Origin of the sequence: Janthinobacterium sp. HH106 (genome assembly GCF_001758725.1) — a bacterium.
Lineage (GTDB): Bacteria > Pseudomonadota > Gammaproteobacteria > Burkholderiales > Burkholderiaceae_D > Janthinobacterium.
The window spans coordinates 267140-281194 of record NZ_LRIC01000030.1 but is presented as its reverse complement, the minus strand read 5'-3'; the positions used below and the strand labels follow the sequence as shown (position 1 = coordinate 281194).

The window sequence follows — 14055 nt, the reverse complement described above, 5'->3', positions numbered from 1 at the left end:
CCTCCTCAGGCTCGCATCCATGACCAGTTCCCCGATTAAAAGCTACCTTCCCTGGGTGGTCGCCACCGCCCTGTTCATGGAGCAACTCGACTCCACCATCGTCAACACCGCCATTCCCGCCATGGCCGCCAGCCTGCATGTGACGCCGCTGAGCCTGAAGGCCGTCGTCACCAGCTACATCCTGAGCCTGGCCGTGTGCATTCCCATCAGCGGCTGGATGGCCGACCGCTTCGGCACGCGGCGCGTGTTTTCCGCCGCCGTTGCCATCTTTACCATCGCTTCCATCCTGTGCGGCCTGTCCGTCAATGCGCCCATGCTGGTGGCCGCGCGCCTGCTGCAAGGGGTGGGCGCGGCCATGATGATGCCGGTAGGCAGGCTCACCATCATCCGCACCTTTCCCAAGTCGCAATTGCTGGCGGCCATGAATTTCGTCATCATCCCTGCCCTGATCGGCCCCCTGCTGGGCCCCACGGTGGGAGGATTGATCGTGCACTGGCTGTCGTGGCGCGAGATTTTCTTCGTCAACGTGCCTGTCGGCCTGGCGGCGCTGTACCTGGCGCACCGCTACATGCCCGACTATTACGGCGATAAGCCCCGTCCGCTGGATCTGATCGGCCTGGTGCTGTTCGGCACGGGTATCGCGCTGCTGTCGTGGCTGTTGGAAATCTTCGGCGAACATCGCATCGACGGCACTTCGTTTGCCGTGCTGCTGTTCATCTCCATCAGCCTGCTGGCCGCGTATGCCTGGCATTCGAGCGAAGTGCTGCACCCGCTGCTGCGCCTGACCCTGTTCAAGATCCGCACCTTCCGCGTCTCGGTGGTGGGCGGCTTCGTCACGCGCCTGGGCGTGGGCGGCCTGCCCTTCCTGTTGCCGCTGCTGTACCAGCTGGGCCTGGGCTTGCCCGCCTGGCAATCGGGCTTGCTGATGATGCCGTCCGCGGCCGCCGCCATGGGCATGAAATTCATTTCCGCGCGCGTGCTGGCCCGCTTCGGCTACCGCCAGGTGCTGATCGTCAACACCGTGCTGATCGGCATCACCATCGCCATGTTTTCGCAGGTGGGCGCGGGCACGCCCCTGTACGTGATTGTCGCCATCAGTCTGTGCATGGGCTTTTTCAATTCGCTGCAGTTTTCCAGCATGAACACCATCGCGTATGCCGACGTCGACAAGGCCGATTCCAGCATGGCCAGCACCATCGCCAGCTCGATGCAGCAACTGTCGATGAGCTTTGGCCTCGCCTTCGGCTCGCTGATCACGGGCTGGTACCTGGGCGACATGCCGCAGTCGGACCGCGCCATGCTCAGTACGGCCCTGCACCACGCCTTCCTGACCCTGGCCGCGCTGACGGTGCTGTCCTCGCTGACCTTCTGGACCCTGCGCCGCGACGATGGCGAAAGCATCAGCAAGGGCACGGACAGCGACGAGGACGATGCGGCCGACGTGAAGGCCCAGGCCGTTGTGCAGACGGAAGTGCAAACCACAAAAGGCTGAGCCACATCAAGCCTGCCGCCAGCGCCGCTGGTGCTTTTGTCCGGCGCTGCTACCGTGACGGCAGGAGGTGCACATGGCGGCCGAGCGGCGCTTTGCATGGAAGGGCACGGACCGCCATGGCAAGGCGGCCGAAGGCGTCTTGCGCGCCGCCGACGCCGGCGCAGCCACGGTCGCGCTAAGACGCCAGGGCATCCTGGCCACCCGGGTGCAGGCTGCGCGCAGCGCGCCGGGCAAGGCCATCACGCGCAAGGATATTGCCCTGTTCACGCGCCAGCTGTCGACCATGATGGCGGCCGGCGTGCCGCTGCTGCACGCCTTCGACATCGCCGGCAAGGGGCACGCCAAACCCGCGATCACCGAGCTGATGCGCGACCTGCGCCACGACATCGAAGCGGGCAGCAGCCTGCAGCAAGCGTTCCGCCAGTTTCCCCTGCTGTTTGACGAGCTGTATTGCAACCTGCTGGCGGCGGGCGAACAGGCCGGCATCGTGCAGGACTTGCTGGCGCGCCTGGCCACGCATCAGGAAAAAGCCATCGCCTTGCGGCGGCAGGTGCGCGGCGCACTGATGTATCCGCTGGTCATCGTACTCGTCGCCATCGTTGTCACGGCCATCATCATGAGCGTGGTCGTGCCCGCCTTCCGCCAGGTCTTCGACAGCTTCGGCGCGCCCTTGCCGTTGCCCACCCTGGCCGTCATGGGCGTGTCCGCCTTTCTGGTCCGCTACTGGCTGGTCTTGCTGGCAGCGCTCGTGCTCGCTTGCGTGCTGCTGCACCTGGCCTGGCGCCGCTGGCCCGCCTTAAGACGCAACACGCAACTGCGGGCACTGCGCCTGCCCGTGTTCGGCCCGCTCCTGCGCAAGGCGGCAATCGCCCGCTGGACGCGCACCCTGGCCGCCATGTTCGCCGCCGGCGTGCCGCTGCTCGACTCGCTGGGCCTCGTGGGCGCCGCCTCCGGCCACGCGCTGTACCAGGAAGCGACAGCGCGCATCGAGCGTGAAATCCGCGCCGGCGGCAGCCTGGCCCTGGCCATGGAGCACAGCGGCGTGTTTCCCCCGCTGCTGACGCAACTGGCCCTGATCGGCGAGGAATCGGGCGCGCTCGACGCCATGCTGTCGCGGGCGGCCGAGATCATCGAGGCGGACATCGACGCCACCGTCGCCACCCTGTCGGCCCTGCTGGAACCGGCGCTGATGGTGGTGCTGGGTGTGCTCGTCGGCTCCCTCGTGATTGCCCTGTATTTGCCGATTTTCAAGCTGGGGGCCGTGATTTGACTGCGCGCCTGTAGGTTCTCAGTGATGAGACATGATGGAAGCGTTCGATAAGTCAGGACTCGGTGCAACATGCCGTATCACGATGAGCATTCGAAGCCGGGCTTAGATGTGCCGATGCCCAAATCAATGTCGCCAGTCCTCATCCATCTCCAGGGACGGTGTCCGAATCGACTACGTAGCCGCAAGAATGTGGTTCTTACGAGCTACTGAGCAGAGCCATGCCGTCGCCCGGTATTACTTAGACTCACATGGCGCGTTGCCGCTCGCCTACTGGCACCGCCCTGGCATCATCAAATCGAAGCCTCGGGTTCCACGTCCGGAATCGCACAAATCCCTGAGTCAGAAGCCGTGCCGAGGCGCGGCGCTGCCAAGTTCGGTGGATTGCCACCGACACCCGGCATGAAGCCATGCTTGGAATACATCGACCTCTTTATCAAATAATAGCCATTGACTATGCAATAGATGTGCAATATATTAAATGAATAGATAGTAAGTATCGTATATTCATATCAAGATGTGGGGCATGAGGTAATCCTCGAGGATGGATATGGCAAATACAGTGGTCTGGTTCACGTACTTGTCGGGGCTTGCACGCGTCTTCTGTGGCGTCGTCAAGTTCAAGAGGCACGTGGCTGCACCTTTCTCGCAAGACATTCTATGAATGGATATTTTGTAGCTGCGGGGGCAACGATCGGCCTGCTCGCCGTCGCACTTCTTACATGGTTGGGCCAGACTTGATTGTTTTGCCCCGCCCCGACATTCCACTCTTCTTTAAATTTCGATCATGCGTACTTCCAAAGCCCAACAAGCCAAAAACCATCGGCTGATCATTCAGACCGCAGTGGACCTGATGACCCAGCATGGGTTTGAGGGCACCACGATGAAGCAGATCGCACGTGCCGCCGACGTGGGTGATGCCACCATCTACAAATACTTCCCGACCAAGGAGAAACTGGTAACCGCCTACTTTCAGCAAGCAATTGCAGACGCAGTGGCGCAGGCCGACAAGACGCAGGGACAGAACGAATTTTCGCTGCAGGAGCGCCTGCAACTGGTGATCGAGAGTCTGCTGGAAGGTTTGCTGGCCGACCGCGAATTTGTGGGTCTGGCGCGCGGCATGGTGCAGCGCGCGCCCACGCTGCTGTTGGGCGAGCAACTACCCGGCAAGCCTTTGCTCCAGCAAACCTTCCTCCAGATGCTGGAGCAGGCCGAGACGACCGGTGAAATCGTGCCTTGCGGCTTCAAGCCCAGCCTGGCCGGACTGTTGGCCGACTATGTGTACGGCGTCATTGCGTACTGGCTGCGCGACACCTCCGAGCAATTTTCCAACACCACGCAAATGGTCGATTTAAGTTTGGGCGTGCTGATGTTAGCCTTGCGCAGCGGCCTGGTGGACAAGCTGCTGGAGCTGGGCGGTTTCATGGTGCGCAGCCAGCTGGCGCGCCTGATGCAAGACGGCAATGGCTTGCTGGACCTGCTGCAATTGGCCCGCCGCGGCCTGGGCGGGGCACGCTCATGAAGCCCACGACCAGGACGAACAAGGTTTCGCAGTTGCCGCGTACCGGACGTCTTTCGCGTGGCGCGATTGTCGGCATGGCAGTGGCGCGGGCCGGGCTGACCCACCTGGGCCATAAGGCCAAGTCGATGACGCGCGACGATGCGAAAACGGAGCAGGCCCGCGTGGCACATGAGGCGGAACTCGGGCGCATCCTGTTTGCCGCGTTGAACCAGCTCAAGGGCACGGCACTCAAAGCCTCGCAGCTGCTCAGCATGGAACTAGGCTTTCTACCCGAGGGCATGCGCCAGGAACTGGCCCGCGCCCACTACCAGGTTACGCCGCTGAACCGCGCGTTGGTGATCAAAGTGATGCGCCAGGAGTTTGGCCAGGATCCGCAAGCCCTGTTCCAGCAATTCGATCCGATCGCCTTTGCTGCCGCCAGTCTGGGTCAGGTCCACGCTGCCATCATGAGCGACGGTCTGGCAGTGGCCGTCAAACTACAATACCCCGGAATGGCGGACTCCATTGGCAGCGACATGCGTATGCTGCGCAGCCTGCTGCAAGCCTGGGGGGAACGCTCGGAGATGATGCCCAAAGCCGATATCATCGCGCGCATGATGGATGACATCGAACAGAAACTGGCCGAGGAGCTGGACTATTTGCACGAGGCGCAGACCATGCAATGGTTTGCACAGCATCTCACGCTGCCGGGCCTGGTGATCCCCCAGCCGGTAATGGACCGCACCACACGCCGCGTGCTGACCATGCAACGCCTGCCGGGACTGCATCTCAACGAATGGTTGCTGACCGAACCCGATCAAGCCGCACGTGATCAGGCTGGTCAGTTGCTGTTTGACGCCTTCTTTCATTGCACCTTTGTGCTGCACCGCTTGCAAGCCGACCCGCATCCGGGCAACTATCTGTTCATGCCGGACGGCCGACTGGGCTTGCTGGACTTTGGCTGCACCCGCACGCTGGACGCTGACTTTTGCCAAGCGCTCAGCGCGCTTTGGTCAGCACAGTTGCGCAACCCGGCGGACCACAGTGCCATGCAGCAGGCCTATCGGGACTTGGGCCTGATTGGGCCGAATCTGAATGAGCAGGACTTTTACCAGCAACTGCTGCCGGCAATGGCCGAGCGGCATGCCTGGCAGAAGTTGCCGTTTACCGTGGCGGTGTATGACTTTGCGCAACACCCGCCATACCCACGTCCATCAGCCGAGCATCAGCGTCAGGCACTTCGGCTCCTGCAGTCCTTGCCGGAGGAACTGCCCTACGTCGACCGGGCCTATTTAGGTCTGATCCAGCTTCTCAAAACCCTCGGTGCACGTGTACGTACCGCCAACCCCTGGATTCGTTGAATGCATACCACGTTTCTGCATCCGCGATGCGCAGTCTTCATCATGCCTGGCAGCAGCCACGCCGCGCTTGCGCAGTATCGTCACCACAGTTCAATCACCCGCCGTGAAACCACCAAGCCTATCGGCAACGCTCTCGAAAAGGAAAAACATGTCCAAGTCTGCGTATAGCGCCAAAGTATTTGCCATCTACTTGTTCGTCGTTGGGCCCGTGTTAGTCGTCGCGCCGAACTTCTTGCTGTCGATCTTACAAATGCCGCCAACCTCCGAGGTCTGGATTCATTTGCTTGGCGTTGTCGTATCCATGATTGGCGTCTATGCGTGGGTCGCAGCCAAGCACGAAAACAAGCCGTTTCTGGTAGCGTCGGTATACACGCGCCTCTTCGTGTTCGCGGCCTTCACGACCTTCGCTGCCATAGGCCTTGCCAGCCCAATGATCGTTTTTTTCGGTGTCGCAGATCTGATTGGAGGAATGTGGACCTACTTCGCACTGAAAGCCGACGCGCAGTCGGCAAGAACTGTCCTGGCGGGCCAGCACTGAGCCCCCTCCAATCAGGAAAAGAAGTTCCTCCCAAACAGATATTTGACGGACTTAGTCGCAACTGCGGACGCAAAAAAAAGTGGTGCTCGTCCGTGGTCTCATTTTGAATCAACGCAAACGGCGGAGCGCAACATGAAGAAAATAGTCATCGTGATTTTTGATCATTTCACCGATTTGGATTTATTCCTGATGTGGGACATCCTCGGGAGGAATAAGACGGATTGGCAAGTGAAGATATTGGGAACAAAGGAAGCGCATCAATCCGCAAACGGTCTGATTATCAAGACCCACGGGTGCATCAGCGAAGCGAATGACGCAGACCTTGTCTTGTTTTCCAGCGGTAAAGTTGGCGTGAAAGGCGCTATCGCCAACCAGGATTTCATGCGTGCATTTTCCCTGAATCCAGATACGCAGCTCATCGGATCGATCTGTGCCGGCTCCTTCATTCTTGCCAAGTTGGGTCTGCTGGCAAAGGGGCCAGCCACGACGCATCCCGATGCCAAAGAGGAACTGCAAGCCCTGGGAATTGAGGTTCTCGATTTGCCCCTGGTATGCAAAGGAAATGTGGCGACCGCAGGCGGCTGTTTGTCTGCCGTGTATCTGATCGGTTGGGCCGTTGAGGCCTGGTTCGGCCGGGACAAACGTAAAGAAACACTCAGAGAACTTATTCCGGCCGGCCAAAGCGCAATCTATGAACGACTAATTGATACGAGTATCCGAGACGCCATTGCCGCGAAAGCAGGCGTTGGCGCAATATTAAGTAACCCCCAATAAATTATAGTGATTTCTGACTTCCATAACCGGCGCTCTGCTGTGTTGCCCGCTGCTAGCAGTGCTCGCACTGCGTCGCAGCGGGCGCCTTGCATAGCATTCGGTTCTGTTCGTCATAAATTCACAATAATTTCCTGATGATTACTTAGATGGAGCATTCCGGCCCATGTGACCACTATGCAAGCACTCCGTTCGCCAGTGCACGTTTGCAAACTTGGAATGCGCGCCAATCAAAACAACCGCAGTCCGACCGTCACTCACTTTACAGAGAGCGTTTTATTCATGACAAACGAAGCAAACAAAGTCTTCCTCATTGCCGCACCGGCAGCAGCCATGTCGGCGTCAGGATTGACGCGCATTGATTTCTCCGACGGCTATTCCGGTCAGGGGGATCGAACCTACGTGGACGCCGAACAAGCGGGGCGCGCCGTGTTCGCTGAACCGCATCGCATGCTCACCTGGCTCATTATTCTGCGCAACGGAATCGTCGCACCGTTGGGACTAAAGAAAAGTATTAGCTTTAGCGATCGCGGGCTGGGCAAGATTGGCATGTTTCCGATTATTTCAAGTACGGGCACTGAAGTCGTCGTCGGTGGTGACGACAAGCATCTGGATTTTCGGATCTGGATAAGCATTCAACCGAGTCTGAAAGGATCGGAAGTGACGATTTCAACCTTGGTTAAAATAAACAATCTCTTGGGAAGAGTTTATTTGTTTATCATCATGCCGTTTCATAAGCTCCTGACTCGCTCGCTGTTGGCGCGCGCGGTCAACCGGCGCGACAAGGTGCACCGTAAGCCAGAAAGGTGACCTCATTGTTGCCGCCAACCGAATATTGACCATCTAAAGGCAGCGCAGGAGTTTCCAGCGTCCGGTTTGCGGGACAGCCTCCGCAAGCCGGGTGACAAACCCACACATCGGTGAGCGACTGGAAGAATTCGATCCACGCGAAAACTACCGCCGCCATGCTGGCCCGACGTCATCCCTCGACCAGAACCCTGCGCAAAACATCCCCATGCGCCGGCAGATGTTTTACACTGCGGCAGTGCCAAGCAATGTTTGCGCGGCAATATCACCACCTCAGACAACTCCACCATGCTGCAAGATACCCTGCTGTTCGCCGCGCCCGGCAATTTGCCCGTCACCCTCGTCGCCGCCCTGTTCGGCCTGATCGTCGGCAGCTTCCTCAACGTGGTGATCCACCGCGTGCCGAAAATGATGGAGCGCGACTCCGCTAATTATGTGGCGGAAGAAAGCGGCTTGCCCTTGCCGCACACGGACCGCTACAACCTGATGCTGCCGCACTCAAACTGCACCGCTTGCGGCCACCGCATCACGGCCAAGGAAAACATCCCCGTCATCAGCTACCTGCTGCTGCGCGGCAAATGCAGCGCCTGCAAGGCGCCCATCTCCGTGCGCTATCCGCTGGTGGAGCTGCTGACGGGCGCGCTGTCGGCCCTGTTGATCTGGCATTTCGGCAGCGGCTGGACGGGCCTGGCCACGCTCGTGTTTGCCTGGCTGCTGATCGCCATGACCTTCATCGACGCCGACACGCAAATGCTGCCCGACGACCTGACCTTCCCCCTGCTGTGGGCCGGCTTGCTGGTCAACATCAACGGAACTTTCGTGCCGCTGCAGGACGCCGTCATCGGCGCGGCCGCCGGTTATCTGGCCCTGTGGGCCGTGTACTGGGCCTTCAAGCTGGCGACAGGCAAGGAGGGAATGGGCTATGGTGACTTCAAATTGCTGGCGGCGCTCGGTGCGTGGCTGGGCTGGACCATGTTGCCGACGATCATATTGTTGTCGTCGGTGGTGGGCGCCGTGGTCGGCATCGGCCTGATCGTGTTTGCCAAGCGGGGGCGCGACAAGCCGATTCCCTTCGGCCCCTATCTGGCGGCGGCGGGTCTGATTGCGCTGCTGTACGGCACGCCCCTGTCGCGCCTCACGCTGGGCCTGACCAGCTGACCAGCCCCTTATGGATACACACATGCAATTACAAAACGCCCCCTATTTCAGCGTCGGCCTCACCGGCGGCATCGGTTGCGGCAAGAGCACGGTGGCCGACCTGTTCGCCGCGCGCGGCGCCTCCATCGTCGACACCGATCAGATCGCACACAGCCTGACGGCGCCGAATGGCGCGGCCATGCCAGCCCTGGTGGCGGAATTTGGCCCCGGCTACGCCGATGCGCGCGGCGCCCTCGACCGTACAAAAATGCGCAACCTCGTGTTTTCCGACGCCGCCGCCAAGGCCAGACTGGAAGCCATCCTGCACCCGCGCATCCGCCAGGCGACCCTGGAGGCGGCCGCCGCAGCAACGGGCAGCTATGTGATCTTTGCCGTGCCCCTGCTGGTCGAGTCCGGCGGCTGGGTGGAGCGGGTCAACCGCGTACTGGTCATCGATTGCCTGGAAAGCCTGCAAGTGTCGCGCGTGATGGCGCGCAATGGCTTGTCGGAAGAACAAGTCCAAGCCATCATGGCCACGCAGGCCACGCGCGCCATGCGCCTGGCGGCGGCGGACGATGTGATCGACAATAATGGCGATTTGGCGGCCCTGGCGCCGCAGATTGCCCAGTTGCACGATTTATATCTGGCATTTTCAAAAAGAATGGCTGGAATCGGGCCGCAACGTTTGTAATTTGTCGACGCTTGGTTCAAAATCACGGGATTGTTTGCAGGTCCTTACTTAAGGGAATTATTTTGATTGTCTACGAATACCCTTTCAACGAACGCATACGTACCTTGTTGCGGCTGGAAGACCTGTACGACAAATTCAAGTTCTTCATCCAGCAAGAGCATGCAATGCAGCATCATGTTGCTTTGGCAACTATTTTCGATATGCTTGAAGTGGCCGGCCGCGCCGACCTGAAATCGGACCTGCTGCAGGAACTCGAGCGCCAGCGCCAGAGCCTGCTGGGCTACCGCAGCAATCCGAATGTGGAACCGGAAACCCTGGATGCCATCCTCGGCGAACTCGACAGTGTCAGCGGCGCCCTCGTGGCGGCGCAAGGCAAGACGGGCCAGAATATCCGCGACAATGAATGGCTGATGAGCATCCGCGGCCGCACCATCATCCCGGGCGGCGCCTGCGAATTTGACTTGCCGTCGTACTTTGCCTGGCAAAAACGCAGCTGCGAGCAGCGCCTGACCGATATCCACGCGTGGTTCGCCCCGCTGGCGCCCCTGTTCGACGCGCTGGCCCTGGTCTTGCGCCTGCTGCGCGATTCCGGCGGCCCAGTGAAACTGATCGCCAATGGCGGCAGCTACCAGCAAATGCTGCAAGGCAAGGTGTATCAGATGCTGCGCCTGAGCCTCGATGAAAACAGCGGCGCCATCCCGGAAATTTCCGCCAACAAATACATGCTGTGGGTACGCTTCACTACCCAGGGCGGCGACTTGAAACCCAAGCCGCTGGAAGAAGATGTACCATTCGAGCTCACGCTCTGTAATTTTTAACTGTTACTTATTTGCCCCATCATGACCGTCGTTAACTGCCCTACCTGTGCCGCCAAAGTCGAATGGACTGAAGCCAATAAATACCGCCCCTTCTGCTCGGAACGCTGCAAGCAGATCGACCTGGGTGCCTGGGCCGAAGAGAAATACACGATCCCCGCCGCCGACCCGTTCGAAGATCCCTTGGCAGACGAAGACAACAAGCCCCAGTAAGCTTCATTTGAATGGATTTTCCAGGCGCAGCCCCTGCGCCGCGAAACTGTCGAGCCTGCCGCTGACCACCGTCAAGCCATAGGCAATACCCATCGCCGCGATCTGTCCATCGACGCCATGCGCGTGACTACGGCCATGCAGACGCGCGCACACGAGCGCGCAATCGAGATCGAATTCCAGCAGCCGCGGCGCATATTCCGCCAGCACGGCTTCCAGCCAGCCCTCCAGCGCCAGTGCTTCCAGCGCCGCTTCGCGCCGCCAGCTGCACTGTATGCCTGCGCGCAATTGCGCGATCACCTGCACCGGCACATAACGCAACTCCGGCGCTACCCGCTCGAAAAAATCGGCCACGCCCGCCGGCGCAGCACTGCCCTTGCGCGCAGCAACGATCACATCCGTATCGACCAGATAAGCGGGCATAGGCATGGCGCATCAGGGGCGGCGCTCGAAATCCGCGTCCAGGCCCACGTCGGGCATGCCGCGCAAAATATCGTCGAGCGGGCGCTTCGGCAAGGGCCGCAAGGCGCTGCGCAGAATGTCGCGGTGCTCGTCTTCGATGCTGCGCCCATGCGCGCGGGCACGCTTGTGCAAGGCGGCAATCAGCAATTCATCGGTATCGGTAAAGGTCAGTGTCAGCGGCATGCGAGACTCCCCCGGTGCTTGATGAAAGCACTGTAGCGCAAAGCGCGCGCGATACAAGGAAAGTCACAGCAAAGCTTGCGCCAGCACGCAGCATGGTGCTGCCCGCCGGCACAAGTGGAGATCAGGCAGGTATCAGGGATTCCCGGCGTACCTCGTCGAGCCATTCCAGCAGGGGAATGGTGGCCGGCAGCAAGGGTTCCACGCCGACCGTGCCCTGCCAGGCGAACGCCTGCCCTTCCAGGCTTTGCGGCTCGCCGCGCCAGTTGCGGCTGATATAGAAATGCAGGCGCACATGGGCGTGCGGATACACATATTCGACGCCGCACCAGGCTTCGGCGCTGTCGATGTATAAACCCAGCTCCTCGACAAACTCGCGCTTCAAGGCGTCCAAAATGGCTTCGCCCGGTTCGACTTTACCGCCAGGAAATTCCCAATAACCATCATACGGCTTGCCGGCCGGACGCTGGCCCAGCAGCACGTCGCCATTCGGTTTCATCAGGATGCCAACGGCCACATCAACCGGTTTCACTTTCATCTCGCTCGTTGCGGCAGCTTTCCCGCAGGTAGTTTCCCAGCATAATCGCGCGCGAATTGCCACGCCACCCGGCCCGAACGCGAACCGCGCTGCAAGGCCCAGCGCAGGGCGTCGCCGCGCGCTTGCGCGATCTGTTCCGGCGTGCAGCCGAACGAGGCGAGCCAGTGCGCCGCGATATCGAGATAATCGTCCTGCTTGAAAGGGTAGAACGACAGCCACAGGCCGAAGCGCTCGGACAGCGAGATTTTCTCTTCCACCGTCTCGCCCGGATGCAAATCGCCATCGTCGTCCGTCTTGTAGCTGCTGTTGTCCGACATGCGTTCGGGCATCAGGTGACGGCGGTTCGAGGTGGCGTAGATCAGCACATTGTCCGATTGCGCGGCGATGCTGCCGTCGAGCGCCACTTTCAGCGCCTTGTAGCCGCTTTCGCCCTCTTCGAACGACAGGTCGTCGCAAAAGATGATGAAGCGCTCGGGACGCGCCGCCACCAGGTCGACGATGTCGGGCAAGTCGGCCAGGTCCGCCTTGTCCACTTCGATCAGACGCAGGCCCTGGCCGGCGAACTGGTTCAGGCATGCCTTGATCAGCGACGACTTGCCCGTGCCGCGCGCGCCCGTCAGCAGCACGTTGTTGGCGGGGCGACTGGCAACGAACTGGCGCGTATTCTGCTCGATCTGCGCTTTTTGCGTGCCGATGTTGTGCAAGTCATCCAGGGCGATGGACGACACGTGCGCCACCGCCTGCAGATGGCTGGCGGCACCCTGCCGCCGGCGCCAGCGGAAGGCAAAGCTGTTCCAGTCGGTCGCCGGCAAGGCCGGCGGCAAGATCGACTCCAGGCGCGCCAGTACCCGCTCGGCGCGGATCAGGAATTGATCGAGGGCGGTCATGAGCGGTAGTCGGCGTTGATCGACACGTAGTCATGCGACAAGTCGCACGTCCACAGGGTAGCCGTGGCATCGCCGCGCGCCAGCTTGACGCGGATGGTGATTTCGCTTTGCTGCATCACGCGCTGGCCATCCTGCTCCTGGTAATCGGGGTTGCGGCCGCCGTTCTTGGCCACCCACACGTCGTCCAGGTACAGGTTCAACTGGCCCACGTCCAGGTCGTCCACGCCCGCGTAGCCGATGGCGGCCAGGATGCGGCCCAGGTTCGGGTCGGAGGCAAAGAACGCGGTTTTCACCAGCGGCGAATGGGCGATGGAATAGGCGATCTTGCGGCATTCTTCCACGTTGCGGCCGTCTTCCACGGTCACCGTCATGAATTTGGTGGCGCCTTCGCCGTCGCGCACGATGGCTTGCGCCAGGAAAGTCGACAGTTCGGTGACGGCGGCCGCCAGTTCCGCATAGTGCGGCGAATCGATGGAATCGATGACCAGGCTGCCGGCGCCCGTGGCGACCAGCATGAACGAGTCATTCGTGGACGTATCGCCGTCGATGGTGATGCAGTTGAACGACTTGTCGGCCGCCTGTTTCACCAGCTGGTCCAGCACGGGCTGGGCCACGGTGGCGTCGAACGCGAGGAAGCCCAGCATGGTGGCCATGTTCGGCTTGATCATGCCGGCGCCCTTGCTGATGCCCGTCAGGGTCACCGTGTGGCCACCGATGGTGACCGTGCGCGAACCGGCTTTCGGCTGCGTGTCGGTGGTCATGATGGCTTCGGCGGCCGAGAACCAGTTATCCGAAGTCAGCGCGGCCACGGCTTGCGGCAAGCCGGCGACCAGACGCTGCACGGGCAGCGGCTCGAGGATCACGCCGGTGGAAAACGGCAGGATTTGCTGCGGCGTGCAGCCCAGCAGTTCGGCCAGCGCGGCGCAGCTGGCCTGCGCGTCGGCCAGTCCCGATTCGCCCGTGCCCGCATTCGCGTTGCCCGTGTTGACCAGCAGCGCGCGGATCGGCGCGGCGCCGGCCGTCACTGCCGCCAGGTTGGCCTTCGAGATTTGCACGGGCGCGGCGCAGAAGCGGTTCAGGGTAAACACGCCGGCCACGGTGGCCGTCGGCGCCAGTTTCAATACCAGCAAATCCTTGCGGTTGGGTTTCTTGATGCCGGCTTCGGCAACACCGATTTCAATGCCGGCGACGGCTTTCAAGTCGGCGGCGACGGGCTTGGGAGAATTGACGGCCATATGAGTTCTTCTGCGAGGGAAAAGGGAAGCGCTATTGTAGCGCCTTCGCGGCGGCATTGACCATGCGGGCGCCCTTATACTCGACGAACATTCGCTCCTGCCCCGGCTCGCAAGCTTGCGATTTGTCATGATGGCAGAGACATGCGTGCCTAAGGTGAGAGTG

Annotated in this window: 16 protein-coding genes; 11 read left to right on the top strand and 5 right to left on the bottom strand. The window is 60.8% G+C overall.

What is annotated here, in order from left to right; all coding sequences use genetic code 11:
* The first annotated feature begins 19 nt into the window (after positions 1–19).
* The 11 genes from JAB8_RS14310 (at position 20) to yacG (ending at position 10593) form a co-directional block, all read left to right on the top strand.
* Positions 20–1492: a DHA2 family efflux MFS transporter permease subunit gene (locus tag JAB8_RS14310; RefSeq protein WP_240453532.1), complete on the top strand. Its 1473-nt coding sequence runs from the start codon at positions 20–22 to the stop codon at positions 1490–1492.
* Positions 1493–1565: 73 nt separating this feature from the next.
* Positions 1566–2762, top strand: a complete 1197-nt coding sequence (locus JAB8_RS14305; protein ID WP_070290199.1) for a type II secretion system F family protein — start codon at positions 1566–1568, stop codon at positions 2760–2762.
* A 784-nt stretch (positions 2763–3546) separates the two neighbouring features.
* Positions 3547–4281, top strand: coding sequence for a TetR family transcriptional regulator (locus JAB8_RS14300; RefSeq protein ID WP_070290196.1), 735 nt, complete (start codon positions 3547–3549; stop codon positions 4279–4281).
* Complete coding sequence (locus tag JAB8_RS14295) at positions 4278–5621, top strand: AarF/ABC1/UbiB kinase family protein (RefSeq protein ID WP_070290193.1); 1344 nt, start codon at positions 4278–4280, stop codon at positions 5619–5621. The genes JAB8_RS14300 and JAB8_RS14295 overlap by 4 nt, the downstream gene beginning before the upstream one ends.
* 148 nt (positions 5622–5769) lie before the next feature.
* Positions 5770–6159, top strand: a complete 390-nt coding sequence (locus JAB8_RS14290; RefSeq protein ID WP_070290191.1) for a hypothetical protein — start codon at positions 5770–5772, stop codon at positions 6157–6159.
* A gap of 132 nt (positions 6160–6291) precedes the next feature.
* Positions 6292–6933 carry a DJ-1/PfpI family protein gene (locus JAB8_RS14285; protein WP_070290188.1) on the top strand — a complete coding sequence of 214 codons (642 nt, stop codon included), beginning with the start codon at positions 6292–6294 and terminating at the stop codon, positions 6931–6933.
* A gap of 216 nt (positions 6934–7149) precedes the next feature.
* Positions 7150–7740, top strand: coding sequence for a DUF2867 domain-containing protein (locus JAB8_RS14280; protein ID WP_070290185.1), 591 nt, complete (start codon positions 7150–7152; stop codon positions 7738–7740).
* Between the two features lie 285 nt (positions 7741–8025).
* The gene (locus JAB8_RS14275; RefSeq protein WP_070290267.1) at positions 8026–8895 is read left to right on the top strand and encodes an A24 family peptidase; all 870 of its coding nucleotides are present in this window, start codon (positions 8026–8028) and stop codon (positions 8893–8895) included.
* A 22-nt stretch (positions 8896–8917) separates the two neighbouring features.
* A complete protein-coding gene (gene coaE, locus JAB8_RS14270; protein ID WP_070290181.1) occupies positions 8918–9565 on the top strand; it encodes a dephospho-CoA kinase in 648 nt (215 codons plus the stop codon).
* 62 nt (positions 9566–9627) lie between these two features.
* Complete coding sequence (gene zapD / locus JAB8_RS14265) at positions 9628–10383, top strand: cell division protein ZapD (RefSeq protein ID WP_070219363.1); 756 nt, start codon at positions 9628–9630, stop codon at positions 10381–10383.
* 18 nt (positions 10384–10401) lie between these two features.
* Positions 10402–10593: a DNA gyrase inhibitor YacG gene (yacG, locus tag JAB8_RS14260; protein ID WP_034785391.1), complete on the top strand. Its 192-nt coding sequence runs from the start codon at positions 10402–10404 to the stop codon at positions 10591–10593.
* Positions 10594–10596: 3 nt separating this feature from the next.
* On the opposite strand, the gene JAB8_RS14255 is transcribed toward yacG, so the two are convergent.
* The 5 genes from JAB8_RS14255 to argJ form a co-directional block, all read right to left on the bottom strand.
* Positions 10597–11019 carry a type II toxin-antitoxin system VapC family toxin gene (locus JAB8_RS14255; RefSeq protein ID WP_139143048.1) on the bottom strand — a complete coding sequence of 141 codons (423 nt, stop codon included), beginning with the start codon at positions 11017–11019 and terminating at the stop codon, positions 10597–10599.
* Positions 11020–11025: 6 nt separating this feature from the next.
* Positions 11026–11235, bottom strand: coding sequence for a hypothetical protein (locus JAB8_RS14250; protein WP_070219361.1), 210 nt, complete (start codon positions 11233–11235; stop codon positions 11026–11028).
* A gap of 121 nt (positions 11236–11356) precedes the next feature.
* The gene (locus JAB8_RS14245; protein ID WP_070290178.1) at positions 11357–11770 is read right to left on the bottom strand and encodes an NUDIX domain-containing protein; all 414 of its coding nucleotides are present in this window, start codon (positions 11768–11770) and stop codon (positions 11357–11359) included.
* A complete protein-coding gene (locus JAB8_RS14240) occupies positions 11767–12657 on the bottom strand; it encodes an ATP-binding protein (protein WP_070290175.1) in 891 nt (296 codons plus the stop codon). The genes JAB8_RS14245 and JAB8_RS14240 overlap by 4 nt, the downstream gene beginning before the upstream one ends.
* Positions 12654–13892, bottom strand: a complete 1239-nt coding sequence (gene argJ / locus JAB8_RS14235) for a bifunctional glutamate N-acetyltransferase/amino-acid acetyltransferase ArgJ (protein ID WP_070290173.1) — start codon at positions 13890–13892, stop codon at positions 12654–12656. The genes JAB8_RS14240 and argJ overlap by 4 nt, the downstream gene beginning before the upstream one ends.
* Positions 13893–14055 lie beyond the last annotated feature (163 nt).